Annotated in this window: 24 protein-coding genes; 17 read left to right on the top strand and 7 right to left on the bottom strand. The window is 56.5% G+C overall.

All coding sequences use genetic code 11. From position 1 onward, the window contains the following. Positions 1–82: 82 nt before the first annotated feature. The 4 genes from gltB to ENI00_RS04620 all read left to right on the top strand — a co-directional run bounded on the left by gltB (position 83) and on the right by ENI00_RS04620 (position 7,654). Positions 83–4,531: a glutamate synthase large subunit gene (gltB, locus tag ENI00_RS04635; protein WP_304099488.1), complete on the top strand. Its 4,449-nt coding sequence runs from the start codon at positions 83–85 to the stop codon at positions 4,529–4,531. A 90-nt stretch (positions 4,532–4,621) separates the two neighbouring features. Continuing rightward, positions 4,622–6,040: an FAD-dependent oxidoreductase gene (locus ENI00_RS04630; RefSeq protein ID WP_304099485.1), complete on the top strand. Its 1,419-nt coding sequence runs from the start codon at positions 4,622–4,624 to the stop codon at positions 6,038–6,040. 144 nt (positions 6,041–6,184) lie between these two features. Beyond that, positions 6,185–7,258 carry a uroporphyrinogen decarboxylase gene (hemE, locus tag ENI00_RS04625; RefSeq protein ID WP_304099482.1) on the top strand — a complete coding sequence of 358 codons (1,074 nt, stop codon included), beginning with the start codon at positions 6,185–6,187 and terminating at the stop codon, positions 7,256–7,258. A 27-nt stretch (positions 7,259–7,285) separates the two neighbouring features. Beyond that, complete coding sequence (locus tag ENI00_RS04620; RefSeq protein ID WP_304099480.1) at positions 7,286–7,654, top strand: PilZ domain-containing protein; 369 nt, start codon at positions 7,286–7,288, stop codon at positions 7,652–7,654. Between the two features lie 68 nt (positions 7,655–7,722). Here the strand turns inward: ENI00_RS04620 and radA are convergent, their stop codons facing one another. Beyond that, entirely contained in the window at positions 7,723–9,099 is a 1,377-nt protein-coding gene (gene radA / locus ENI00_RS04615) for a DNA repair protein RadA (RefSeq protein ID WP_304099478.1), read from the bottom strand. Next, positions 9,099–10,760: an energy-dependent translational throttle protein EttA gene (gene ettA / locus ENI00_RS04610; protein ID WP_304099474.1), complete on the bottom strand. Its 1,662-nt coding sequence runs from the start codon at positions 10,758–10,760 to the stop codon at positions 9,099–9,101. The genes radA and ettA overlap by 1 nt, the downstream gene beginning before the upstream one ends. A 236-nt stretch (positions 10,761–10,996) precedes the next feature. Here ettA and glyA point away from each other — a divergent pair, with 236 nt between their 5' ends. From glyA to ENI00_RS04570, 8 genes are all read left to right on the top strand, one after another. Beyond that, a complete protein-coding gene (glyA, locus tag ENI00_RS04605) occupies positions 10,997–12,250 on the top strand; it encodes a serine hydroxymethyltransferase (RefSeq protein WP_304099471.1) in 1,254 nt (417 codons plus the stop codon). Between the two features lie 24 nt (positions 12,251–12,274). Next, the gene (gene nrdR, locus ENI00_RS04600; RefSeq protein WP_304099470.1) at positions 12,275–12,793 is read left to right on the top strand and encodes a transcriptional regulator NrdR; all 519 of its coding nucleotides are present in this window, start codon (positions 12,275–12,277) and stop codon (positions 12,791–12,793) included. Then, the gene (ribD, locus tag ENI00_RS04595) at positions 12,790–13,905 is read left to right on the top strand and encodes a bifunctional diaminohydroxyphosphoribosylaminopyrimidine deaminase/5-amino-6-(5-phosphoribosylamino)uracil reductase RibD (protein WP_304099465.1); all 1,116 of its coding nucleotides are present in this window, start codon (positions 12,790–12,792) and stop codon (positions 13,903–13,905) included. Before nrdR ends, ribD begins: the two co-directional genes overlap by 4 nt. A 75-nt stretch (positions 13,906–13,980) precedes the next feature. Further along, positions 13,981–15,096 carry a bifunctional 3,4-dihydroxy-2-butanone-4-phosphate synthase/GTP cyclohydrolase II gene (ribBA, locus tag ENI00_RS04590; protein WP_304099462.1) on the top strand — a complete coding sequence of 372 codons (1,116 nt, stop codon included), beginning with the start codon at positions 13,981–13,983 and terminating at the stop codon, positions 15,094–15,096. 47 nt (positions 15,097–15,143) lie between these two features. After that, positions 15,144–15,620 (top strand): 6,7-dimethyl-8-ribityllumazine synthase, encoded by a 477-nt coding sequence (ribE, locus tag ENI00_RS04585; protein ID WP_304099459.1) that lies wholly within the window; start codon positions 15,144–15,146, stop codon positions 15,618–15,620. Further along, positions 15,620–16,096, top strand: a complete 477-nt coding sequence (nusB, locus tag ENI00_RS04580; RefSeq protein WP_304099456.1) for a transcription antitermination factor NusB — start codon at positions 15,620–15,622, stop codon at positions 16,094–16,096. The genes ribE and nusB overlap by 1 nt, the downstream gene beginning before the upstream one ends. 3 nt (positions 16,097–16,099) lie before the next feature. Beyond that, the gene (gene thiL / locus ENI00_RS04575; RefSeq protein WP_304099453.1) at positions 16,100–17,086 is read left to right on the top strand and encodes a thiamine-phosphate kinase; all 987 of its coding nucleotides are present in this window, start codon (positions 16,100–16,102) and stop codon (positions 17,084–17,086) included. Then, positions 17,083–17,610, top strand: coding sequence for a phosphatidylglycerophosphatase A family protein (locus tag ENI00_RS04570; protein WP_304099451.1), 528 nt, complete (start codon positions 17,083–17,085; stop codon positions 17,608–17,610). Before thiL ends, ENI00_RS04570 begins: the two co-directional genes overlap by 4 nt. A gap of 47 nt (positions 17,611–17,657) precedes the next feature. Here the strand turns inward: ENI00_RS04570 and ENI00_RS04565 are convergent, their stop codons facing one another. From ENI00_RS04565 to ispB, 4 genes are all read right to left on the bottom strand, one after another. Then, positions 17,658–17,861 (bottom strand): DUF6316 family protein, encoded by a 204-nt coding sequence (locus tag ENI00_RS04565; RefSeq protein WP_304099448.1) that lies wholly within the window; start codon positions 17,859–17,861, stop codon positions 17,658–17,660. 232 nt (positions 17,862–18,093) lie between these two features. Further along, positions 18,094–19,635: a WS/DGAT/MGAT family O-acyltransferase gene (locus ENI00_RS04560; protein WP_304099445.1), complete on the bottom strand. Its 1,542-nt coding sequence runs from the start codon at positions 19,633–19,635 to the stop codon at positions 18,094–18,096. A gap of 37 nt (positions 19,636–19,672) precedes the next feature. Further along, positions 19,673–20,602: a LysR substrate-binding domain-containing protein gene (locus ENI00_RS04555; protein WP_304099442.1), complete on the bottom strand. Its 930-nt coding sequence runs from the start codon at positions 20,600–20,602 to the stop codon at positions 19,673–19,675. A 105-nt stretch (positions 20,603–20,707) separates the two neighbouring features. Then, on the bottom strand, positions 20,708–21,676 hold the full coding sequence (gene ispB / locus ENI00_RS04550; RefSeq protein WP_304099438.1) for an octaprenyl diphosphate synthase: 969 nt from the start codon (positions 21,674–21,676) through the stop codon (positions 20,708–20,710). 241 nt (positions 21,677–21,917) lie between these two features. Between ispB and rplU the strand changes: the two genes are divergently transcribed. The 4 genes from rplU to proB all read left to right on the top strand — a co-directional run bounded on the left by rplU (position 21,918) and on the right by proB (position 25,024). After that, positions 21,918–22,229 carry a 50S ribosomal protein L21 gene (gene rplU, locus ENI00_RS04545; RefSeq protein ID WP_304099435.1) on the top strand — a complete coding sequence of 104 codons (312 nt, stop codon included), beginning with the start codon at positions 21,918–21,920 and terminating at the stop codon, positions 22,227–22,229. Between the two features lie 39 nt (positions 22,230–22,268). Continuing rightward, positions 22,269–22,532 (top strand): 50S ribosomal protein L27, encoded by a 264-nt coding sequence (gene rpmA, locus ENI00_RS04540; protein ID WP_304099432.1) that lies wholly within the window; start codon positions 22,269–22,271, stop codon positions 22,530–22,532. A 146-nt stretch (positions 22,533–22,678) separates the two neighbouring features. Continuing rightward, positions 22,679–23,884: an Obg family GTPase CgtA gene (cgtA, locus tag ENI00_RS04535; protein ID WP_304099429.1), complete on the top strand. Its 1,206-nt coding sequence runs from the start codon at positions 22,679–22,681 to the stop codon at positions 23,882–23,884. A gap of 15 nt (positions 23,885–23,899) precedes the next feature. Further along, entirely contained in the window at positions 23,900–25,024 is a 1,125-nt protein-coding gene (gene proB / locus ENI00_RS04530) for a glutamate 5-kinase (protein ID WP_304099425.1), read from the top strand. A gap of 83 nt (positions 25,025–25,107) precedes the next feature. On the opposite strand, the gene rpsT is transcribed toward proB, so the two are convergent. Beyond that, entirely contained in the window at positions 25,108–25,377 is a 270-nt protein-coding gene (rpsT, locus tag ENI00_RS04525) for a 30S ribosomal protein S20 (protein ID WP_304099422.1), read from the bottom strand. Positions 25,378–25,774: 397 nt separating this feature from the next. On the opposite strand from rpsT, the gene ENI00_RS04520 reads away from it, so the two are divergent. Beyond that, positions 25,775–26,266: lipid II flippase MurJ (locus ENI00_RS04520; protein ID WP_304099542.1), on the top strand; the 492-nt coding region annotated here is incomplete at its 3' end.

Genomic DNA, 26,266 nt, shown 5'->3' with positions numbered 1-26,266 from the left:
TTTTTTAATGTTGGCTGATTCAATGCACTATTTTGGTGCATAAGTCGCTGATAAAAAAGCATTTGCATGTAAGAGAGCGCTTATGAATTCAGGTTTGTATCATCCTGACGAATTCAGGGACAACTGCGGTTTTGGATTGATCGCCCATATGAAGGGCGATGCTAGCCACAAGCTGTTACAAACGGCCATTGCGTCGCTCACGAGCATGACCCATCGGGGTGGTATTGCAGCCGATGGAAAAACCGGTGATGGCTGCGGCCTGCTTATCCAAAGCCCGGATGCGTTTCTTAAAAAGGCGGCACAAGCCGCGTTTGGCAAAACCCCCGGTGAGCTGTTTGCGGTCGGGCAGGTTTTTTTGAGCCCGGAACTCGCCAAAGCTGCCAGCGGGCGTGCCGCGATTGAAAAGCGACTGGTCGACCAGGGGCTGGAGATTATGGGCTGGCGCGACGTGCCGGTTGATGACAGTTGTCTTGGGCCTATTGCTCTGGACAGCATGCCACGCATAGAGCAGGTGTTTGTAGCGCCTGGAGCCAAGTCGGAACCGGAATTCGCCATCAGTCTGTTTATTGGGCGCCGCCACGCCGAAACCGACATGGCGGACGATCCTGAATTCTATATCTGCAGCCTCTCCCACCGCACCCTCGCCATCAAAGGCTTGATGATGCCGGAAGACTTGGCGAATTTTTACAAAGACCTGAGTGATCCGGATTTCGCCACGGCGATCTGCGTTTTTCACCAACGCTTCTCAACCAACACCATGCCCCGCTGGCCGTTAGCCCAGCCGTTTCGCTATCTGGCGCACAATGGTGAAATCAACACCATTGACGGCAACCGTAACTGGGCCATCGCCCGGGCCGCCAAATTCAGTTCCCCGAACTTGCCCGATCTGCAAACCTTGCGGCCTCTGGTTAACCTTGCGGGCTCTGACTCCTCAAGCATGGATAATATGCTGGAGATCCTTCTGGCGGGGGGCGTCGATCTGTTCCGCGCCGCCCGAATGATGATTCCGCCCGCCTGGCAGAATGTGGATACCATGGATTCGGAGCTCCGCGCATTCTACGAATACAACTCCATGCATATGGAACCCTGGGACGGTCCCGCAGGTCTGGTTATGTCAGACGGCCGTTACGCGGTTTGCATGTTGGATCGGAACGGCCTGCGACCGGCACGCTGGGTGGTTACCAAGGATGATTTCATTACCCTGGCGTCGGAAATTGGCACCCACAGTTACCAGCCGGCGGACGTGGTCGCTAAAGGTCGGGTTGGGCCTGGGCAGATGCTGGTTGTCGATACGGAATCGGGCGAGGTGTTGCACACCGGAGATATCGATCAGCGGCTGAAAACGGCCCAGCCATACAAGCGTTGGCTGCGCGAAAATGCGTTGCGAGTCGAAACAACGCTGAACCAGGACACGCCCGACTTCCAACTGATGGATGCGGACGAACTGCTGATACATCAGAAGATGTTCATGGTGTCTTATGAAGAGCGCGACCAGATCCTGCGACCGCTTGCGGAAAATGCTCAGGAGGCCGTCGGTTCCATGGGCGACGATACGCCTATGGCCGTGTTGTCGAGCAAAGTGCGACATGTGGCGGACTACTTCCGCCAAAAGTTTGCTCAGGTGACCAACCCGGCGATTGATCCCTTGCGAGAAGCGATCGTGATGTCGCTGGAGACCTGTCTGGGGGCAGAACGTAACGTTTTCGAAGAAACCGCAGAGCACGCTAACAGAATCATTCTTACAACGCCGGTTTTGTCACCGGCAAAATTCCTTCGGATTGCCAATAACGACCGCCCGGGTTTTACAGTGGCGCGCATTTCCCTGGGTTACCTCCCTGCACAGGGGCTTGAGCAGGCCGTTCATCGAGTTTGTGATGAGGCCGAACAGGCTGTCCGTCGTGGCAAAGTGCTGCTGATTCTTTCCGATAAAGATCTCAAGCAGGGCGAGTTGCCGGTAAGTTCTTTGATGGCAACCGGAGCCGTTCATCATCATCTGGTGGCCAACGGTTTGCGCTGTGATTCCAACATCATTGTCGAGACGGGCTGGGCGCGCGATCCCCACCACTTTGCGGTGCTGTTCGGCTTTGGTGCTACGGCGATCTATCCGTATCTTGCCTATCAGGTGCTCAACGATCTGATTCGCACCGGTGAGTTGTTGATGGATCCCATCGATGCCAAGAATAACTACCGCAAAGGCATCAACAAGGGGCTGTTGAAGATTCTGTCCAAGATGGGGATCTCTACCGTTGCGTCCTACCGCGGGGCTCAGCTTTTCGAGGCGATCGGGCTTGCCGATGAAGTTGCAGACCTCTGTTTCAAGGGCGTGCCCTGTCGAATTCAGGGCGCCGGGTTTTTCGACTTTCAGCAGGATCAGGAACAACTGGCATTCACGGCCTGGAAACCGCGCAAGCCGATATCCCCGGGTGGCTTGCTGAAATACATCCACGGGCAGGAGTACCACGCCTTTAATCCGGATGTGGTGGGCAAACTGCAAGAAGCCGTCTCTACGGGCAGTTACGGTCATTACAAGGAATACGCGGCGCTGGTGAACGAGCGCCCGGTTGCGACTCTGAGGGATTTGTTGGGCTTTCGTGAAGGTATCGAAGCCATCGGTATCTCCGAGGTTGAACCGGTCGAGCAAATTTTTACCCGGTTTGATTCTGCGGGCATGTCTCTGGGCGCGTTGTCACCGGAGGCGCACGAAGCATTGGCGGTCGCGATGAACAGGCTTGGCGGGCGCTCGAATTCCGGCGAGGGTGGTGAAGACCCGGCTCGCTACGGCACCGAAAAGGGCTCCAGGATCAAACAGGTCGCCTCCGGCCGCTTTGGCGTAACCGCAGAGTACCTGCGCAGTGCGGACGTGATGCAAATCAAGGTGGCTCAGGGCGCCAAGCCAGGTGAGGGAGGGCAGTTGCCCGGCGGGAAGGTCAATGAGCTGATCGCCCGCCTGCGTTATTCGGTGCCAGGCGTCACGCTGATTTCGCCTCCGCCGCATCACGATATCTACTCGATCGAAGATCTGGCGCAGCTGATTTTTGATCTCAAACAGGTCAACCCGCAAGCGCTGGTCTCGGTAAAGCTGGTCTCTGAACCGGGCGTTGGCACCATTGCGGCCGGTGTCGCAAAGGCGTATGCGGACCTGATTACGATCTCGGGTTACGATGGCGGCACGGCGGCAAGTCCGTTGGCATCTATTCGCTACGCAGGTTCGCCCTGGGAACTCGGGCTAACCGAAACCCAACAAGCTTTGCGTGCCAATGACCTGCGTGGAAAGATTCGCCTGCAAACTGACGGCGGTATCAAAACCGGTCTGGACGTGGTGAAAGCCGCCATTCTGGGTGCTGAGAGTTTTGGTTTTGGTACCACACCCATGGTGGCGCTGGGCTGCAAATACCTGCGCATTTGCCACCTGAACAACTGCGCCACCGGCGTTGCCACCCAGAACGAGCATCTCCGGGAAGAGCATTTCAAAGGCACGGTGGAAATGGCCATGAATTTCTTCCGTTTTGTGGCGGAAGAAACCCGTGAATGGATGGCTAAACTGGGCGTTCGCAGCCTGGAGGAGCTTGTCGGGCGTGTTGATCTTCTCGTTCGCCTGCCGGGCGATACCGAGCGGCAGAAAAAGCTGGATCTGACACGACTGCTGTCCAACGACCATATTCCGGCAGACAAGCCGCAAACCTGCCAGGTAGAGCGCAATTTGCCGTTTGATCAGGGCGTGCTGGCGGAAACGATGCTCAAGGCAATCGCTCCGGCCATTGCAGACAAAACCGGTGGCGCCTGGAATTACCAGGTAACCAACTGTGACCGCTCAATCGGCGCCCGGCTCTCTGGCGAAATCGCCGCAAAGCATGGCAATCAGGGTATGGTCGATGCACCGATCACGCTGGACCTTGTGGGTACCGCCGGTCAGAGCTTCGGTGTCTGGAACGTGGGTGGTCTTAACCTTATTCTTGAAGGCGATGCCAACGACTATGTCGGCAAGGGTATGACGGGCGGCAAGCTCGTCGTCAAACCCCCTCGTGGTAGCACGTTTAGCACCCAGGAAACTGCGATTATCGGCAATACCTGCCTTTACGGAGCCACCGGTGGCAAACTGTTTGCGGCGGGCACGGCCGGTGAGCGCTTCGCTGTGCGCAACTCCGGCGCACATTCGGTTGTTGAAGGCACGGGCGATCATGGTTGTGAGTACATGACGGGTGGCCTGGTGACTGTGTTGGGAGCCACCGGCGCTAACTTCGGTGCGGGTATGACCGGCGGGTTCGCGTATGTGCTGGATGTGAACAACACCTTTGTTGATAAATACAACCACGAACTTGTAGAAATTCAGCGTATTTCCCGCGAGGAAATGGAGGCCTACCGTAACCATCTGCGCAGCGTGATCCGAGAACACATCTCGGAAACCGGAAGCGACTGGGCTGCGCATATTCTTGAAGATTTCGACGATTACATCGGCCGTTTCTGGCTGGTGAAGCCCAAAGCTGCGAATTTGCGCAGCCTGTTGGCAAGTACCCGTGCCCGCCCTGAATAAGCTCAGCGCGTGGAGTTTGATTACTTGCGAGGGTTTCGGGCTGCCCCTCAGGGCCGCCCGCGTCGAAATTGAGCTGATGAGAGCGTTAACATGAAAGAACGACTTGGTAATGATTTTCAGTTTGTGGAAGTGGGTCGGGTAGACCCGAAGAAAGTCCCCGCGAAAAAGCGTAAAAAGGAATTTGCTGAGATCTATCGCCCGTATACCGACGACACAGCCGCGTCGCAATCCCATCGCTGCCTGGAGTGCGGTAACCCCTATTGTGAATGGAAATGCCCGGTACACAATTACATCCCCAACTGGCTGAAGCTGGTTTCGGAGGGCAACATCATGAAAGCCGTCGAGTTGTGTCATCAGACCAACTCGCTGCCTGAGGTGTGTGGCCGGGTGTGCCCTCAGGACCGGCTGTGTGAAGGCGCCTGTACTCTTAACGATGGCTTTGGTGCCGTTACCATCGGGTCGGTTGAGAAGTACATTACGGATACGGCCTTTGCGCTTGGCTGGAAACCGGATATGTCAGCGGTCAAATGGACGGACAAAAAAGTCGCCGTGATCGGCGCAGGCCCCGCGGGCCTTGGTTGTGCCGACGTGCTGGTGCGCAACGGCGTAAAGCCCGTGGTGTTTGATACTTACCCGGAGATAGGCGGCCTGCTGACCTTTGGCATTCCGGAGTTCAAGCTGGAGAAGTCTGTGATGACACGGCGGCGCCAGGTATTTGAGGAAATGGGCGTCGAATTTCGTTTGTCCACTGAGGTGGGTAAAGACATTCAGCTACAGGATATTCTGGACGAATACGACGCAGTGTTTATGGGTATGGGAACCTACACCTATATGAAGGGTGGTTTCCCGGGCGAAGACCTGCCGGGTGTTTACGATGCTTTGCCGTTTCTGGTGTCCAACGTCAATCGGCGTCTTGGTTTTGAAAAAGACGCGGTGGATTTCATCGATCTCAAAGACAAACGCGTGGTGGTGCTGGGTGGTGGCGATACGGCCATGGACTGCAACCGCACCTCTATTCGCCAGCAGGCTCAAAGCGTGGCCTGCGCCTATCGTCGCGACGAAGCCAACATGCCGGGTTCCCGGCGTGAGGTGTCAAACGCCAAGGAAGAGGGTGTGACATTCCTCTTCAATCGCCAGCCCGTGGCCATTGTGGGTGAAGATCGGGTTGAAGGCGTAAAAGTGGTGTCGACACAGCTTGGCGAGCCGGATGAGAATGGCCGCCGCAGGCCCGAGGTGATCGCGGGCAGCGAGGAAGTTATTCCGGCGGACGCTGTACTGGTCGCCTTCGGCTTTCGCCCGAGCCCGGCCGAATGGTTTGACGAGCTTGCGATAAGCACCGACGATTCCGGCCGGGTAACTGCCCCGGAAGAGGCGGAATACGGCTTCCAGACCAGCAACCCGAAAATTTTTGCGGGCGGCGACATGGTACGCGGCTCGGATCTTGTGGTAACCGCGATCTGGGAAGGCCGTCAGGCGGCTGAGGGCATCATGGATTATCTGGATATCTGAGATGCCGCTTGATATGGATCAGCGGGGCGGCTTGCTAAAGGTAAGCCGCCCTTTTTTATTATGGCAAACGGGGTATCATTGGCCCCGTTCGATGTAGACCGCTTGTTCCATTAAGACCACCTGAAAGAGAATGCTGGGATCCCTATGACCGAGTTGAAGAATGACCGCATCCTGCGCGCCCTTATGCGCCAGCCTGTTGATCGCACCCCGGTATGGATGATGCGCCAGGCAGGCCGATATCTCCCCGAGTATCGCGCAACCCGGGAGAAAGCGGGTGACTTCCTCAGCTTGTGCAAGAACACACCTCTGGCCTGTGAAGTCACCCTTCAGCCCCTCGAGCGTTTTCCGCTGGATGCCGCGATTCTGTTCTCGGACATTCTCACCATTCCGGATGCTCTGGGTCTCGGTCTGTATTTCGAAACCGGTGAAGGCCCCAAGTTCAAACACACCATTCGCTCCAAAGCCGATGTTGACGCCTTGCCGACGATCAAGGCAGAGGTCGACCTTGATTATGTAATGAATGCCGTTTCGACCATCCGGGGCGCACTCAACGGCAGTGTTCCCTTGATCGGCTTCTCCGGCAGTCCCTGGACGCTGGCAACCTACATGGTTGAGGGCGGTTCCTCCAAGGACTTCCGTGAGGCCAAAAAACTCATGTACGGCCAGCCGGAGGTTATGCATCGCCTGCTGGATCATCTTGCTGACGCGGTTATCGATTACCTCAACGGCCAGATCAGGGCAGGGGCCCAGGTGATTCAGATTTTTGATACCTGGGGCGGCGTGCTGAGCAGCTGGGCCTATGAAGAGTTTTCGCTGCGTTACATGAAGAAGATCGTTGATAACTTGATCCGCGAGAATGACGGGCGCCACGTGCCGGTCATCCTGTTCACCAAAAACGGCGGTCAGTGGCTTGAATCCATTGCAGATTCCGGAGCAGATGCCGTTGGCCTCGACTGGACCACAGACATTGGCAATGCCCGCGCCCGGGTGGGTGATCGGGTTGCCCTGCAGGGTAATATGGACCCCACCATGCTCTACGCTCCGCAGAAGCGAATTCGCGAGGAAGTCGGTGATATCCTGCGCCGCTACGGCACCGGCCCGGGCCACATCTTCAACCTGGGCCACGGCATTACGCCGGATGTGGATCCGGAGCACGCCAAAGCGTTCATCGAGGCTGTGGTTGAATTGAGTCCGGAGTATCATCAACAGCAGCAGTAGGACTATCAGCAACACAGGAGTCACGTCATGTCCATCGAAGGCTCAGAAAAACGAAAGTTCCATCGCATAAGCTTCGACGCCCCATGCGAACTCCATGCCCTTGAAAGCGTGTGGACAACAGAAGTGCTGGATATTTCGCTAAAAGGTGTTCTGGTCAGACGACCGGAAGGGTGGGATGTGCCGTTGAGCAAACCTTGTGAGGTGATCGTTTACCTCGATGGTCAAGAGGTCGGGATCGTTATGGCTGTTGAGTTAAAGCATATTGAAGCCCACAGGCTGGGCTTCAAATGCGAATACATCGATCTGGAAAGCGCTACTCATCTGAAGCGTTTAGTTGAGCTGAATCTGGGTGATCAGGTTCTTCTTGAGCGGGAGTTTGCACACCTGATTGGCTAGCCAGTCAGGTATGTTTTAGATGAGGGCAAATTGTCCACGCTCCAAAGCTCAAAGTCTCGGGCCCAAACCTAAAGTTCTTCCAGCGCCGTAATAGCCTCACTAAGCTTGGTGACAGGAATTACCTTCATACCCGAAATGGGCTTGCGTGGTGCATTGGCTTTGGGAACGAGAGCACGGGTAAAGCCATGCTTCGCGGCCTCATTAATCCGCTCCTGGCCACTTGGCACCGGTCGAATCTCTCCCGATAACCCGACTTCACCGAAAATCACCAGATCCTGCGGCAGAGCGCGATCACGAAACGAAGAAACCACCGCAGCCAACAATGCCAGGTCAGCGCTGGTCTCATTGACCTTTACGCCGCCCACAACGTTCACAAACACATCCTGATCCGACACATGCAAGCCGCCGTGACGGTGCAACACCGCCAGCAGCATCGCCAACCGGTTCTGATCCAGACCCACCGCTACACGCCGCGGATATCCACCCTGGGCCATATCCACCAGCGCCTGAATTTCCACCAGCATGGGCCGGGTGCCTTCCCAGACCACCATCACCACACTGCCCGGAGCCGCTTCTTCGCCCCGGTTCAGGAAAATGGCACTGGGGTTTTTAACTTCCTTCAGGCCCTGCTCCAGCATGGCAAAAACGCCCAGTTCATTCACCGCACCAAAGCGGTTCTTGATGCCTCGCAGTGTGCGATAACGGCTGTCACTGGAGCCTTCCAGCAGGATGGAACAGTCAATCATATGCTCAAGCACCTTCGGGCCGGCCAGGCTACCGTCCTTGGTGACGTGGCCAACCAGAAACAGAATAGTGCCGGTCTGCTTGGCAAAACGGGTTAAAAACGCCGCGCTTTCGCGAACCTGGGAGACCGAGCCGGGAGCGGACTCAATATCCGCCATGTGCATCACCTGAATACTGTCCACCACCAGAATCCGTGGCTTTTCCGTTTCTGCAACCTGCAGGACCCGCTCAGCGCTGGTCTCGGAGAGCATTTTCAGATCTTTGGTGGGCAAGCCGAGGCGTTTGGCACGCATGGCAACCTGCTGCAAGGATTCCTCACCGGTTACGTAAAGCGCGGGAACACTGGCGGCCAAATGGCAAACAGCCTGAAGCAGCAGGGTGCTCTTGCCGGCGCCGGGATGCCCACCCATAAGTACAGCGGAACCTTCCACAAGCCCGCCGCCAAGAACCCGGTCAAACTCCTGCATGCCGGTGCTGATACGCTCCTGCTCGGCAAGGCTTACATCATGCAGGCTTTGGACTGCCGATAAACTTCCGGCAAAACCGTCAAAACGGACCCCCCGGGCGCCTGGTGCATGGCTGCTGACGCCGCGGACTTCGCTAATGGTGTTCCACGTCTGGCAGGCGGTGCACTGGCCCTGCCATTTGGAATAGTCTGCACCGCATTCGGTGCAGACATACGCGGTTTTTGCTTTTGCCATCAGGCCAGCTTCTTGTACTTCATGCGCTGAGGCACCATGGCGGAGTCCCCCTTGCGCTTCTTGTGATCTTCATCGTATTCGTTGAAGTTGCCCTCGAAGTAGACCACTTCGCCATCGTCCTCAAACGCCAGAATGTGCGTGGCTACGCGGTCCAGAAACCAGCGATCGTGCGAGATAACCATGGCGGAACCCGGAAAGTTCAGCAGTGCTTCTTCCAGGGCGCGCAGTGTTTCAACGTCCAGATCGTTGGTGGGTTCGTCCAGCAACAGTACGTTGCCGCCTTCTTTGAGCAGTGCTGCCAGATGCAGGCGGTTGCGCTCACCACCAGACAAATCGGCCACGCGCTTTTGCTGGTCCGAGCCTTTGAAGTTGAAGCGACCGGCATAGGCTCTTGACGGGGTTTCGTAGTTGCCCACTTTGATAATGTCCTGGCCTTCACTGAGCAGTTCCCAAACGGTTTTTGATCCGTCCAGATCACGGTTCTGGTCGACATAGGCCAACTTGACCGTCTCACCCACGGTGATCGTGCCCGCGTTGGGCTGGTCGTGGCCAGCGATCATGCGGAACAGCGTGGATTTGCCAGCGCCGTTGCCGCCGATGATGCCGACGATGGCGCCCGGAGGCACGGAAAAGGACACGTTTTCGTAAAGCAGACGGTCGGCGAACGCCTTGCTGATGCCTTCCACTTCGATGACTTTGTCGCCCAGGCGGGGTCCGGGCGGGATATAGATTTCGTTGGTTTCGTTACGCTTCTGAAAATCCTGCGAGCTCATTTCTTCGAAGCGGGCAAGGCGTGCTTTGCTCTTGGATTGACGGCCCTTGGCGTTGCTGCGCACCCACTCCAGTTCCTGTTTAATAGCCTTCTGGTGCGAGGCTTCCTGTTTGGCTTCGGTGCCCAGACGCTGTTCTTTGTTCTCCAGCCATTGACTGTAGTTGCCTTCAAACGGGATGCCGCGGCCCCGGTCGAGTTCCAGAATCCAGCCGGCTACGTTGTCGAGAAAGTAGCGGTCGTGGGTGATGGCAACCACCGTGCCTTCATAATCGTGCAAGAAGCGCTCCAGCCAGGCCACGGATTCGGCATCCAGGTGGTTGGTTGGTTCGTCCAGCAACAGCATATCGGGGCCGGAGAGCAGCAGGCGACACAAGGCTACCCGGCGACGTTCACCACCGGAGAGGTTTTTTACCGGCTGATCCCAGGCAGGGAGGCGCAACGCGTCGGCGGCAACTTCCATTTTACGCTCAATGTCGTGGCCATCAGTGGCCTGGATCAGAGCTTCAAGCTTGCCCTGCTTTTTAGCCAGGGCGTCAAAATCTGCATCTGGCTCCGCGTAGTCGGCGTATACCTGATCCAGTTCGGCCAGGGCGTTGTGCACGTCGGCCACGGCCTCATCAACAATTTGCTTAACAGTTTTGCTGTCGTCCAGTTCTGGCTCCTGGGGCAGGTAACCTACGTTGATGCCTGGTTGAGGACGGGCCTCGCCAAGGTAATCCTGATCCAGGCCCGCCATGATGCGCAGCAGAGTGGATTTACCTGAGCCGTTGAGGCCCAGTACGCCGATTTTGGCACCCGGGAAGAAGCTCAGGGAAATATCCTTGAGAATTTCACGCTTGGGTGGAACCACCTTCCCCACGCGGTTCATGCTGTATACGTACTGGGCCATAAAGACATTACCCTCTTTGAAAGCGAGATGTGACAGGGTTTGTAAGGTATCGAAACCCGTGAGCTATAGCAATTTCAGGAAAACAGGCAATATCCTCATGTGGGTATTTGCGAACCGCATAAAAGATGATTTTCAACCCGATAATGGGCTAGAATAGCGGCCCGAATTTTAAGGGATCCCGAGGGCAATTTCCAAGACCCCCGGGGGTCAGCCAAGCAGAGAGGGGCAGCGCACCGATGTTTAATCGTGATATGAAAATCGCCGGTTTCGACGACGAACTCTGGAACGCCATGCAGGCAGAGAGTAAGCGTCAAGAAGCTCATATTGAGCTGATTGCATCCGAGAACTACACCAGTCCGCGGGTAATGGAAGCTCAGGGCAGCGACCTGACCAACAAATACGCTGAGGGTTATCCCGGTAAGCGTTACTACGGTGGCTGTGAGTTTGTCGATATCGCTGAGCAACTGGCTATTGATCGCGCCAAAGAGCTGTTTGGCGCCGCGTACGCCAACGTGCAACCACACTCCGGCTCCCAGGCGAACTCGGCTGTTTTCATGGCGCTGGTAAAGCCGGGTGACACAATTTTGGGGATGAGTCTGGCCCACGGTGGTCACCTGACCCACGGTGCCAGTGTGAACTTTTCCGGCAAGATCTATAACGCCGTGCAATACGGTATCAACACCGACACCGGCCTGATTGACTACGACGAGTTGGAAGCCCTGGCGGTTGAGCACAAGCCAAAAATGATCATTGCCGGTTTCTCGGCGTATTCCCAAGAGCTGGATTTCGACCGTTTCCGCGCCATTGCCGACAAAGTGGACGCCTACCTGTTTGTAGACATGGCCCATGTGGCGGGTCTGGTCGCTGCCGGCGTATATCCCGATCCGGTGCCGCACGCTCATGTGATAACCACCACCACGCACAAGACGTTGCGCGGCCCCCGTGGCGGCCTGATTTTGGCCTGCGACGATGAAGCGCTGCATAAGAAGCTGAATTCTGCCGTTTTTCCGGGCGGCCAGGGCGGCCCGTTGATGCATGTGATTGCGGCCAAGGCAATCTGCTTTAAAGAAGCCATGAGCGATGAGTTCAAGACCTATCAGAAGCAGGTGATCAAGAACGCCTCTGCCATGGCAACGGTGTTTATTGATCGCGGCTACGACGTGGTGTCCGGCGGCACCAGGAATCACCTGTTCCTGGTAAGCCTGATCAAGCAGGACATTACGGGTAAGGATGCAGATGCCGCCCTGGGTCGTGCACACATCACGGTAAACAAGAACGCAGTTCCCAACGATCCACGTTCGCCGTTCGTGACCTCCGGGCTGCGCCTCGGCACACCCGCCATCACCACCCGAGGGTTTGGTGAAGTAGAGTGCCGTGAGCTGGCAGGTTGGATTTGCGACATCCTTGATAACCTGGATGACGAAGCGGTGAGCAACCGTGTTCGCGAACAGGTTGAAACCTTGTGCGCGCGCTTCCCGGTATACGGCTAAGCGTTCTCTTCGGAGCTCCTGACTATGCATTGTCCTTTCTGTGGTGAAGCCGATACCAAGGTAATTGACTCGCGTCTGGTGACCGAGGGCGATCAGGTGCGCCGCCGCAGAGAGTGCCTCTCTTGTCGAGAACGGTTTACCACCTTTGAATCAGCCGAACTGATTATGCCCCGCGTGGTGAAGCAGGACGGTATCCGGCAGCCCTTTGACGAAGAAAAGCTGCGCTACGGGATTATGAAGGCCCTGGAAAAACGTCCGGTCAGCATTGAGCAAATTGATGCGGCGCTGAATCGCATCCGGTACCGCCTGCGAGCAACCGGCGAGCGTGAAGTAAAGTCCATGCAGCTTGGTGAAGAGGTGATGACGGAGCTGCGACAGCTCGACAAGGTTGCGTATGTCCGGTTTGCGTCTGTTTATCGCAGTTTTCAGGACATTAACGAATTCAAGGAAGAAATAGAACGGCTCTCGGCCACCAACGGCGAGGCGGCCGTGGATGTCGCGAAAGCACTTGCGGATAACCACTCCCCTGAAGGAGAAAAATGACCGAACTCCGGGAACGGTCCATGATGGCCCGGGCCGTGCAGCTTGCATGGCGGGGCCGCTATTCAACTCATCCCAACCCCCGGGTTGGCTGCGTGATAGCCCGTGGTGACAAGATTCTGGGCGAAGGCTGGCATGAACGGGCCGGCGAGTCCCATGCGGAAACCCGCGCGCTCAGCCAGGCAGGGCCGGCTGCTCGTGGTGCCACCGCGTATGTCACGCTTGAGCCTTGCAGTCATTTTGGACGCACGCCGCCGTGCGCGCGGGCCTTGATCGAAGCCGGTGTGTCGCGGGTTTTTGCCGCCACTAAAGACCCGAACCCGTCGGTTTCAGGAAGGGGGCTGGACATGCTCCGTGAGGCCGGTATTCGTGTCAACGTAGGGCTTTTGGCGGAAGAGGCTTCGCGCCTGAACCCCGGGTTCATGAAGCGTATGAATACCGGCCGCCCCTGGGTTCGGCTCAAGATGGCTGCCAGCCTGGATGGCCGCACCGCCATGGCCTCTGGCGAAAGCCAATGGATTACCGGTGATGAGTCGCGCCGCGATGTTCAGAAGCTTCGGGCCATCAGTGATGCCATCCTTACCGGCGTGGGAACCGTGCTCGCAGACGACCCCTCATTAACGGTTCGCCGTGAAGAGCTGGGGGATATAGGCGATGCCACCGAACCCAGCCGGCAGCCGTTGCGCGTGATCGCAGACAGGGACGCCAGAACGCCTCCCTCCGCAACCATATTGCGCGGCGGCAAAGTGCAGGTGTTTTGTGCGTCTTCCACGCTTGCGACGGCGCCGGCGCAGGATCTTGCGGCACTGGGAATTCGCCTTAAGGGCGTCGCATGGAAGGACAACGGCATTGACGTCTTCGAACTTCTGGATGCGCTTGGGGAAATGGGCATTAACGAGTTGCTGGTGGAAGCCGGCCCCACGCTGGCAGGAACGTTCATCAGCGAAAAGCTGGTAGACGAACTTTGGCTCTACCAGGCCCCGGTGTTCCTGGGCAGTACCGGCAGGCCGACAGCGCATCTTCTGCTGGAGACCATGGCCGATAAGATCGAATGGATCGTACAAGATCGGCGACAGGTAGGAGAAGACCAGCGTCTGATCCTGGTTCGCCGCTAAACGTTTAAATTCACAGTGGGTCCCAACGTTGCTGCTCCAGGCAGCGACGGGTGCACTGAAAGGTTGCAAAACAGTATGGCACTGAACAGCGTTGAAGATATCATCGAGGACATCCGCCAGGGCAAGATGGTTATCCTGATGGATGATGAAGACCGGGAAAACGAAGGTGACCTGGTGATGGCGGCGGAGCATTGTTCTGCCGACGACATCAACTTCATGGCGCGCTTTGGTCGCGGCCTTATCTGCATGCCCATGACCCGTGATCGTTGCTCGCAACTTGAGCTGCCGTTGATGGTTCAGCAAAATGCGTCCGGCTTTGGCACCAAGTTTACGCTTTCTATTGAGGCGGCCACGGGCGTCACAACCGGTATTTCAGCGGCGGATCGCGCCCGTACCGTTCAGGCTGCTGTGGCGCGTAACGCCAAGGCAACGGATCTGGTTCAGCCCGGGCATATCTTTCCTCTGATGTCCGATCCAGGCGGAGTGCTTAGCCGCGCAGGCCACACGGAGGCATCGTGTGATCTGGCCGCATTGGCCGGCTGCGAGGCCGCGGGTGTTATCTGTGAAATCATGAACGATGACGGTTCCATGGCGCGTCGGGAAGATCTCGAACGCTTTGCCGCGGAGCACAGTCTGAAAATCGGCACCATTGCTGATCTGATTCATTATCGCACTCTGCACGAGCGCACCGTTGAATGCGTAGAAGAGAATCAGCTTGATACCGAATACGGCGTGTTCAAGCTGCGCACCTATAAAGACGTTATTCAGGGATCCACGCACCTGGCCATGATATTTGGTGATATTTCCACGGATGAGCCGGTGTTGGTGCGGGTTCATATTACCGATACCCTCCGGGACCTGTTGGGCGCCCGTCGCAAGGATTCTCGCAGTTGGCCGTTGCACCATGCGCTTGGCAAAGTCGCAGCGGAAGGCAGTGGCGTCGTGGTTTTGCTCAATAGCGTTGAAGACAGTTACGACCTGGAAGATCGCATCCAGGAGTTTTTTGATCAGGGGCAGGGGCCCGCCGGCAAGGGCAGCTCCGGTGTGTATTTCACCGTAGGCACAGGCTCTCAGATTTTGCGGGATATCGGCGTAAGCAAAATGCGCCTGCTGAGCCCGCCTGTTAAATACTCGGCAATTTCCGGATTTGATCTGGAAGTGGTTGAGTTCATTCCCTATACCCCAGACTGACCAACCTGGTTGCAGCATTGCGGCTGCAATCCGAGAAGGAGCCACCGATGGCAGATATCAAAGTAATTGAAGGTGATTTTACCCAGTGCAGCGGTCGCTATGCGCTGGTGGTTGGCCGTTTTAACGGTTTTGTGGTGGAAAGCCTGGTAAGCGGCGCAATTGATACCCTGCGCCGCCACGGTATTGCTGACAGTGACATCACCCTTGTGCGTGTTCCAGGCGCCTATGAAATGCCGTTGGCTGTGAAGCGTGTTGCGGAAACCGGTGGTTATGACGCGATTATTGCGCTGGGCGCTGTTATTCGCGGCGGAACGCCGCACTTTGAGTATGTGGCAGGTGAAGCTGCCAGCGGCCTTGGCGCCGTGAGCCTGGAAACAGACGTGCCAGTGACATTCGGTGTGCTGACCGTTGATTCTATCGAACAGGCCATCGAGCGCTCCGGCGCCAAAGCTGGCAATAAAGGCGCTGAAGCGGCTATCACGGCGCTGGAAATGGTTAGCCTGTTCAACAAGCTGGGTGAGTAATGAGCGACACTGAAGATACAACTGCGCACCCGGTGCCATCTGGCCAGCCAAAAGCTGGCGATCGCCGTCGTGCCCGGGTTCTGGCAATGCAGGCGCTTTATCAGCGCCACTTCGCCAAGAGCCCGATTTCGGATATCGAAGCCGAATTCATGGTCGACAACGACATGACCAAGGTGGATATTCTGTTCTTTCGTGATGTATTGCGAGGTGTCCATCGCGAGCAGGCGGAGCTGGACAAACTTATCGAACCCTATCTTGATCGCCCGCTGAATGAGGTAGACCCGGTAGAACTGGCCATTGTTCGGGTGGGTGCCTATGAGTTGCGACACCGGCTGGATGTGCCCTACAAAGTGGTCATCAACGAAGGCATTGAGCTTGCGAAGAAGTTCGGCGGCACCGAGGGCCACAGGTTCGTTAACAGTGTGCTGGACAAATTGGGGCGTCGTTTGCGCCTCGCCGAGACTCGTTCGCGCTGATCGATGGGCGAATTTGAGCTGATTCGGCAGTATTTTATGCCGCTAGCCCGTTTGCACGGTTCCCCCTCTGTGATTGTGGGGCCGGGCGACGACTGTGCCATCCAACGAATTCCCGCCGGCTTCGATCTGGTTTTTTCCATTGATACGCTGGTTGAAGGGGTGCACTTCCCCTTCCACTATCGTCCTGACTATCTCGGTTGGCGAGCGCTCGCGGCAGCCGCCAGCGATCTCGCCGCCATGGGCGCTGACCCTGCATGTTTCACGCTCGCGTTGACCCTGCCCGAGGCGAATGAGTCTTGGCTGCGGGATTTTTCTGCCGGGCTTGGAAAAGCTGCGGAATCGTTCGGGCTGGTGCTTGCCGGTGGTGATACAACCCGAGGCCCCCTGGCGTTGAGTTTGCAGGTGCACGGTTTGGTCCCCCACGGGGAAGCCATCCGCCGTTCCGGCGCCATCCCGGGCGATCTGATTGTGGTGTCGGGCACTCTGGGTGACGCCGGCGCTGCTCTGGATTATCTCGACGTGCAGAGCGCGTCAGCGGATGAGGCGTTTGTGCTTTCGCGTTATCATTATCCCCGGCCGAAGCTGACCCTGGGCGCAGCACTGAGAAATATCGCAACAGCCGCTATTGATGTGTCTGACGGTTTGCTGGCAGATCTTGGTCATATTCTTGAGGCGTCCTCGGTGGGGGCGAGTGTTGAACGCACTCGGGTACCCGTGTCGGCTGCGCTCACTCGATTGAAAGGTCGCAAAGCCCGGGATTACGCGCTCAACTCGGGGGACGACTACGAACTTTGTGCGACCATTTCCGAGGCGAAATGGGCGGAAGCAACCGTATCACTAAAGCAACAACTCACCGTTATCGGGGTGGTTGAGCCGGCGCGGGGGTTGCGCCTGGATGGCGCTGCTGTAGTGTTGAATTCCGAAGTGTCGGAATCTGAAATGTCAGGATCCAACGCTGGGGGTTTTGACCATTTCAGGAGAAAATCATGAGCCAGGATGATCAGTGGCCAGAGCCAGACGTGGCGCAGGCCATTCTGCCGCCGGGATTTTTGAAAAACCCGGTGCACCTGTTAGCGTTTGGTTTTGGCAGTGGCGCGGCGCCTCGTGCGCCGGGAACCTGGGGCAGCCTGGCCGCTATCCCTCTGTGGTACGGGTTCTCTTGGCTACCACCGGTCGCTTACTGGCTTGTTGTCGTGCTGGCCTTCGTGGTGGGTATCTGGCTGTGCGGAAAAACAGCGGATGACTTGAAGGTGCACGACCATGGCGGGATAGTGTGGGATGAGTTTGTCGGGATGTGGATTGCCCTTGGGCTCTTTCCCGATCAAATTTACGGTGTATTGCTGGCGTTTATGATTTTCAGATTTTTCGATGTTCTCAAACCCTGGCCCATTAACTGGCTGGATGAGCGGTTGCCCGGTGGATTGGGGATTATGGTCGATGACGTTGTTGCCGGTGGCATGACGCTGCTGTGCCTGCTCGCCATTGATGTCTGGCTGATGCCATACATCGCTTAAGCGTGGTTTGTCGGGTTTTGGAAAACGTGTCGTAGGTCGATTAACCGTCAGTGAATCTGCGGTTCTGCAGGAAGCAGTCTGACAATGTGCAAGAAGCGATTCAGCCCGGTTTCGGCCCGTGCCTTGGTAGCGAAGGGGCCGCTGTCAAAGCCTTCTCGAGTGGTGAAATACCATGTGCTTCCGACACAGAAAAAGCGCCCGCTACGAAAAGGAGTGTGCCCCTCTTCTCCTGATCTGACTTGGGTGTTCATGAACAACTCCTGTGCCCTTGCTTCATAATTGCAGTCCGGGCGCTGCGCGACAGTGCGTGGTAACTTAAAAGTAATACAAATCTGTGCAAAATCAATTTTTTTGAGAATTATGTGGTCGCTATCCAATCTTTGCCCAAGCCGTTGTCCAAATTGTACCTGAGTTAAAATGAAAGCCAGCCGCGATTTAGGTGTCAGCAAGTGTCCGTTAAGTCATTCCAGCCGGTGCCTGAAATTATTGCCTGAAGCGGCTCATCAGCTTCTTAAGTGCGCTTTCCAGTGCATTCGTCAGCAGGTTCATTGAATCGTTTGCCAGTGTCTGGTTCCGGGTTTTGGTGAGCGGAAGGTGCATCTCGTCCGGGTCCAGGTCATTGACGGCTTCCTCAATGGCGACGAGGCTGTCACAAGCGTGGTTTCGCAATGAACCGCCCTCGGCCACAACATCGGGGCAGAGAGTAAAGTTGAGAGTGAGGCTGCCCTGGTAGCTTACAGCCACAATAACCAGCCCCATGCTGTCGAACAGTGGTGCAGAATTATACTGCTGTGCCAATTTCGCGCCCTGCAAGTACAGGGGCACTTGGGGGCCGGGCACGTTGGTAATCGGCAGATTGAATACCGGCCGGTAACGCTGGGCAATTTGCAGCTCAGTATACAGCCGGGCAGATAACGCCAGCATGCTGGAGGGCAAAAGCTCCGTGAGCCTGTCGGCCGCAATCGCATCCCGGTATGGCTCTGACGCCACCGCGTTCCAGTGAATTTTGCGAATGCGCCTGGCCGGATCAGACTCGCGGGTGGCGAGATCCAGCAGCATGCTCGAGATCTGGTTGCCAGTGGTTCTGCGCAGCGTGCTTGAGCGCACTGATATGGGCGTCATGGCAATCAGCGACTGGCCCGTATCTGCCCCCTGCTCTTCAAGGTATCGCCGCAGCGTTTCTGCGCAAAGCCCCAATACCACGTCATTGAGCGTGACATCTCCGAGCGTCGCTTTGATCGACTTGAGGCGGGATAACTCAATTTTGGCCGATACGATCTGGCGATTCGCGGTGATCTGACGGTTGAAAGGGCTGTGAGGTGCACAAAAAGGAGGGGTTGGCAGCGGCAGTTTCCGCAACTGCTTTTGGAGCAGGCCCCGAACCGTCGTCTTTGCTGCGCCGGCGGCCAGAGACACAAATCGCCAGGGGGTGCGCAGGATATTGGCGCCGGCCTGGATCAGTACCCGCTCTTCTGAGGGCTCAGGTCGCGGTTGCCACGGTATGGGTGCTTTAATGGGTTGCGGTGTCGGCGTGTACTCCAGAAGCTTGCCCATGATGTCCTCACCGCTGAAGGCATCAATGGCGGCGTGGTGCCGTTTAACGATGAGCGCGAAACCTTCTTTTTTACCGGCTTCCTCGCCCAGTTGAAAACCATCCACAAAGGTTATGTGCCAAAGCGGGCGATCCCGTTTCAGAGGCTCTTCAAGAATTCTCGAGGCAAGTGCCATCAGGCTGTCTTCCCGGCTGTTTGCGCCGAGGCTCACACAGGCAAGATGCCGTTCAATACTGAAGTCGGGATCATCAATCCAGTATGGCCGACCCAAGCGCAGCGGAATTTCTTTCAAGCGCTGGCGAAAAACGGGCACGACGTGAAGGCGGCTGCGCAGATAAGCAACAAAGGTATTAAAGGCCAGGGGCGTTTCCCGCTCGCTGGCGTCGAACAGGTAGATGCTGCCGATGTGCATCGGTGCGCTCGCAGACTCCAGGTACAAAAAGGAAGCGTCCAGTTCGGATAGCTGCCGCATCAATTGACTCCGGTTTTTATCAATATTCGTTGCAATTTCAGCCTGTTCCCGGGCGTTCCGTCTCCAGCCAGTCTGTAACGGCGGAATCGTTGGTCAGCCTGTGCCAGAACCACGTCAAGGCCTTGCCCTTATCGTCTGCGTGCCGTGCGGCCTGAAGCGTGATGGGCGCCCTGGGCTCGCAAACCTGTTTTTCGATGAGCTGGCCGCTAAGAAGGAGTTCCTTTACGCGGCAGCGTGGCAACCAGCCCACGCCAAGACCGGCTTTTTGCAAGGCGATCTTGTGTTCTATGTTGGCGCCGGTGAGCGTGCGTTGTCTGCGAAAAATGCCGGCGTGGCCGACGGGCAAAGATCGGGAGGTATCGGCAGCAACCGCTGCTGGAAAGCGGCAAATGTCGTCTTCGCTGAGTGGCTCGTCTGCATTCGCCAACGAGTGGTCGGGCGAGACGGCGAAAACAAAGTCCATTTTGCCGAGGATGTGGCTGGTGAAGTCTCCGGCGGGTTTGCTGATATCGTCGGCGCCCACAATTAGGTCCACCCTGCGGCTTTGCAGTGCATCCCAAGCGCCGGCAAACACTTCTTCGGTAATCTGAACGTCTACCGGAATGCCCAGGGCGCAGAAATCCTTGATCGCCGGAAACAGGCACTCTGCAGGTAGCAACGAATTGAATCCGATGCGCAGCCTCGTTTCCCAACCCTGGGCAACTTGCCGGGTTGAGTGGGCGAGGTTGTCGGCGGCCTTGAGCAGGGTTCGACCTTCCTCGAGCAGATACCGGCCAGCGGGCGTCAAAACCGCCCTATGTCCGCTTCTGTCGAACAGGGTTACGTTCAGATCTTCCTCGAGTTTCTGCACGGTGTAGCTGATGGCCGACGGCACTCGAAAGAGTTCGCCGGCAGCACCGGCAAAGCTGCCTTTGCGAACAATCGCGTCGAGTACTTTCAGGGCGTCTATCGTGATCGCTGTGTGCATGCTCGAATTATCTGAGGTTGTTGGCCAGAATTGCTTGTTTGTGAGGGTAGCAGGGTCGCCGTTATTTCACCGAGTCTTTGAATCAACCCCTCGGTCGGGAAGGTCTTAGCTGACTCGTGCTACGGCAACTTCAGTCAGCAGTTCCAGGGCTTCTTTATGGGGTGAGGCAGGAAGAGCTTTCAGGTTGCCCAGCGCTTCAGCGGCCTCTTCCCTGGCCCGCTTCATGGTGTATTCCAGGGCGCCAGTGGTTTCGACAAGCCTGAGAATGTGTGGCAAATCGTCCAGCCCGCCTTTGCGGATGGCGTGTCGGATGAGCAGGCAATCTTCTTCGCTGCTGTGGGCCATGGCATGGATGAGAGGCAAAGTGGCTTTGCCCTCCGCCAGGTCGTCGCCCACGTTTTTGCCCATGGCTTCTGCGTCACCCCGATAATCCAGAACATCGTCCACCAGTTGGAAGGCCAGTCCCAGATGTTTGCCGTAGTTTTTTAACGCCTGCTCCTGGGCATCGTCTGCATTGGCGAGGAGGGCACCAGAATGAGCGGCGGCTTCGAAAAGCTTCGCGGTTTTATTGTGGATGACGGTCATGTACTGATCTTCGGTAATGTCCGGGTTCTTAACGTTCATCAATTGCATAACCTCGCCCTGGGCAATCACGGCCGTGGCGTGGGATAAAACGTCCATAATAGGAAGACTTCGCAGCTCCACCATCATCTCGAATGCACGGGCATAAAGGAAATCACCTACCAGCACACTGGGTGCGTTGCCCCACTTTGCATTCGCCGTGCTTCGGCCCCGTCGCAAGTCGGACGTATCAACCACGTCGTCATGAAGAAGCGTGGCGGTATGCAGAAATTCAATCACCGCTGCCAGCTTCAGATGCTCGTTTTTGGTGTAGCCCGCTGCCCGGCTGGAAAGCAAAACCAACAAGGGTCTCAAGCGCTTACCGCCGCTTTCGATGATGTACTGGGCTATTTTCTCTACCAGAGGAACATCGGAGGACAGTCGCTGGATGATCAGGTCATTAACGCGGCTGAAGTCGTTTGCCACGGTGTCGTAAATGCGCTGGGCTGTCATGCGGCTTGTGAATCCCTTGCTGGTGTCTTGGTTATATAGAGTGCTGATAATACAGGCAGATTGCGGCAATGCTAGGTATTGCCGCAGTTAGTGTCAACTTGACTTGTATTGCGAGGCGCCTTTTCGTACAATCACGCGCCCAACTCATCCCAACCTGCGCTCCCTGCTATAGGGTCGCCAGAGCGCCTCCCTTAGAACCAGGTGGATAAGAGCAGGGATGGGTCAATCGCGGAGAATGTTAATGTACGCAGTTATTGTTAGCGGTGGTAAACAGCACCGTGTGAAAGAAGGCGAAACGCTGAAGCTGGAAAAGCTGGAAGTGGAAACCGGTGGCAACATCGAGTTTGACCGCGTTCTTATGATCGCAGATGGCGACAAGTTCAGCGTTGGTGCGCCGGTTGTTGAGGGTGCCAAAGTGACTGCGGAAGTGGTTAGCCACGGCCGTCACGACAAGATCCAGATCATCAAGTTCCGTCGTCGCAAGCACTCAATGAAGCGTCAGGGCCACCGTCAGTGGTTTACTGAAGTCAAGATTACGGGTATCCAGGGTTAGTCTCGAAAAACCCCGAAAACCCCTTAACAGGAGGCTCTCATGGCTCACAAGAAAGCAGCAGGTAGTACCCGTAACGGTCGCGATTCCGAGTCGAAACGACTTGGTGTGAAGCGCTATGGTGGCGAAACCGTCCCCGCAGGCAGCATCATTGTTCGTCAGCGTGGCACACGTTTTCACCCAGGCACCAATGTTGGTCTGGGCAAGGACCACACGTTGTTTGCGAAGGCAGGCGGCCAGGTCAAGTTCGAAGTAAAAGGTCCGCTAAACCGCAAGTTCGTCAGTATCGTTCCAGCTGCTGCCTAAGCAGCGGCAATCCGGTTCTGTCGAACCTTGGGTAGCCCTGATATCCTGCTAGTACACAGAGGGTTCAGAGACACCCGGAGCCCCGCAAAGCTTCCTTGAGGCTGCGGGGCTTTTTCGTTTATGCGCCATGCGCAAAGGGTTGATTCATGAAATTCGTAGACGAAGCCACAATCATCGTTGAAGCCGGTAAGGGCGGGCACGGTTGCCTGAGTTTCCGGCGTGAAAAGTACGTTCCCAGGGGCGGTCCCGATGGTGGCGATGGTGGCGATGGCGGCTCCGTGTATCTTGAAGCAGACGATGGCCTGAATACGCTGATTGATTACCAGTTTCAACGAAAGCACAAGGCGCCAGGTGGCGAGCAGGGTTCCGGGCGGAATTGCACTGGCACCAAAGGCGAGGATCTGGTGTTGCCAGTGCCGGTTGGCACGACGGTGGTGGATGTGGATACCCATGAGGTGCTCGGCGACCTGACCCGTATTGGCCAGCGCCTGAAGGTGGCTCAGGGCGGGTTTCATGGCCTTGGTAATACCCGGTTCAAATCGTCGGTAAACCGTGCGCCCCGTCAGACGTCCAAAGGCTCTGAGGGTGAGCTTCGTAACCTGCGCCTGGAGCTTAAGGTTCTTGCAGATGTTGGCCTTCTGGGGATGCCCAATGCGGGTAAATCCACCTTCATACGCTCTGTGTCTGCCGCCACGCCCAAGGTTGCTGACTATCCGTTTACAACGCTTGTGCCAAACCTCGGTGTGGTGAGCGTGCAGATGCATCAAAGCTTCGTTATTGCGGACATTCCGGGCCTGATTGAAGGTGCGGCAGAAGGCGCTGGGTTGGGGATTCGTTTTCTGAAACACCTGGTGCGCACCCGTTTGTTGTTGCACCTTGTGGATGTGGCGCCCTATGACGGCTCATCGCCGGTCCATGCTGTAAAAACGATTGCCCATGAGCTGGAAAAATTCAGTGGAACTCTGGCCAATCGTGAGCGCTGGTTGGTGCTCAATAAAGTCGATATGGTGCCCGAAGAAGAACGCGAGGCCCATTGCCAGGCCATCGTTGATGAGCTTGGCTGGCAGGGGCCAGTGTTCAGTATTTCAGCGTTGAGCGGTGAAGGTACGAAACCGTTGACTCAAGCGGTTATGCGCTGGATTGAAGAGCGTGCCGTAGAGGAGGCTGAGAACCCCGAGATCGCTGAGCAGGAGGCCATAAGGCGTCGGCAGATGGACGAAGAGGCTCGAGTGGGGATCGAAGAAGAAAAGCAGGCTCGCCGTGCGGCCCGTGAAGAAAATGAAGGTGGCTCTGATGGCTTCGATGATGATGATGACGATTACGACGTTGAAGTGGTTTATGCGCCGGAATAGGTTGCCGCTTCTACCATGACTCAACGCGCCCAGTTGCATCAGGCACGCCGCCTGGTGGTGAAAATCGGAAGTGCTCTTCTGACCAATGATGGTCGAGGTCTGGATGTGCCGACTCTTGGTCTCTGGGTGGATCAGATGGCGGCGCTGGTCGAGCAGGGCGTTGAGTTGGTTGTGGTTTCTTCCGGCTCGGTGGCGGAAGGCATGAGTCGCCTGGGCTGGAAAAAACGCCCGGAGCAATTGCACGAACTGCAGGCAGCGGCCGCTGTGGGCCAGATGGGCCTGGTGCAAACCTGGGAGGCTGAGTTCAAACGCCACGGCATTCACACCGCCCAGATTCTGCTGACTCACGATGACCTTTCTGATCGCAAGCGGTATCTGAACGTGCGCAGCACGCTCAAGGCCCTGCTGAATTTTGGTGTTGTGCCCATCGTCAACGAAAACGACACAGTGGTTACCGATGAAATCCGGTTTGGTGATAACGACACACTGGGGGCGCTGGTTGCCAACGTAGTGGAAGCCGATGGTTTGATTATTCTGACCGACCAGCTTGGTTTGTTTGATAAAGACCCGCGCAAGCACGCGGATGCCAATCTGGTGACAGAGCGGTTCGCCGGTGATCGTGAATTGGATGCCATGGCCGGCACCAGCGCCGGTCTGCTCGGCCGTGGTGGTATGCAAACAAAGCTTCGTGCTGCGCGTCTGGCGGCACGGTCCGGGGCGTTTACGGTTATTGTGGGCGGGCGTATTGAGGGTGTTCTTACCAAACTGCGCGAGGGTGATGTTATTGGCACTCTGCTACTTCCTGAACAGGGTCGCATTGCGGCGCGAAAGCAGTGGTTGGCCAGTCATCTGCAAACCCGCGGCAAGCTGACGCTCGACGACGGCGCGGTGAAGGTGCTTCGACAGGGTGGTCGTAGCCTTCTTCCAGTCGGTGTTAAAAGTGTTGCAGGGCAATTCCGGCGTGGCGAGATGGTGTCTTGTGTTGATCAGGAAGGTGCTGAGGTGGCGCGCGGGTTGGTGAACTACAGCTCAGGCGATGCCGGGGCAATAGCCGGTCGCTCAAGCGGCAGCATCACGGATATTCTGGGTTACATGTCTGAGGAAGAGATGATTCACCGGGATAACATGGTGATTATCTGAAAAAAACCGGCTTGCGAGCCGGTTTTTTTAATCGCAGCATTTTCTAATTGCAACAAGAGCCTTTAGGCAGCGCGAACGCGTTATCAGGCGCTTTTGAGCGCTTTGATCTTGGTGCTCATGCGGCTCTTCTGACGAGCCACCTTGTTCTTCGAGAAAATGCCTTTATTGACCATGCTGTCCATAATCGGCTGGGCTGCCTGAAAAGCGGCCTGAGCTTCTTCATAGTTGCCGGATTCAATCTTGGCCTGAACTCTTTTCATATACGTGCGAGTCATGGAACGCAGGCTTGTGTTGTGCTTGCGGTTTTTCTCGTTCTGACGTGCGCGCTTTTTGGCTTGCGGGGTATTTGCCACCGTAAAACTCCTGAAAGATCTGAAAATTCGTTACTGAATGATTTGTACGGGAAACTCTGAGCAAAATGGTGCCCAGAAACCCCCTGAAATCGCGGGCGCGCCCATAAACAGCGCGTCGAAATAAATGACGCGGAACTATGCCGCTCAAACCCGTCAATGTCAATACCAAACCCGACAAGCTCACTCGGCACAAAAGGCCTGTGGTATGCTCGCGGCTTGCCGGATACGGGTACAGCGGGGGAAGCAGGTAATTCCCGAAATACCCGGCCGAACGTGTGTGCAACCCGGATAAGAAGCCCAGATGTCATCGCAACCAAAACCCTTGCCGGAAGAACAACCGGAAAAAAAGCCGCCTTCCAGGGCGCCGGGCTTGCTCCGGTCTTCCGGCCTGGTAGGCATGATGACGATGTTTTCCCGTGTGCTGGGCCTGGTGCGGGATATGGTGATTGCGCGCTATTTTGGCGCCGGCGCAGGCGCGGATGCGTTTTTTGTCGCTTTCAAAATCCCCAATTTTTTGCGCCGGCTTTTTGCCGAGGGTGCATTCTCTCAGGCCTTTGTGCCGGTGCTCTCATCCTACCGGGAGAAACACACTGTCTCCGATGTAAAGCGCTTGGTAGACGCGGTGGCCGGCTCTCTTGGTCTCGTTTTATTGGGTATTACCCTGGTGGCAATGATTGGTGCGCCGCTCCTGACGGCCGTTTTCGCTCCCGGGTTTCTGGATAATGACGTCAAGTTTGCGCTGACCAGCGACATGCTGCGCATTACCTTCCCTTATTTACTGATGATTTCCCTGACGGCATTCGCCGGCGGTATTCTGAACAGCTACGACCGCTTTGCGGTACCTGCGTTTACGCCTGTGCTGCTGAATCTGGCGATGATAGGCGCGGCT

Origin of the sequence: Marinobacter antarcticus, assembly GCF_011049865.1 — a bacterium.
Classification (GTDB): Bacteria; Pseudomonadota; Gammaproteobacteria; order Pseudomonadales; family Oleiphilaceae; genus Marinobacter; species Marinobacter antarcticus_A.
This window is presented reverse-complemented; position numbering and strand designations above follow the sequence as displayed.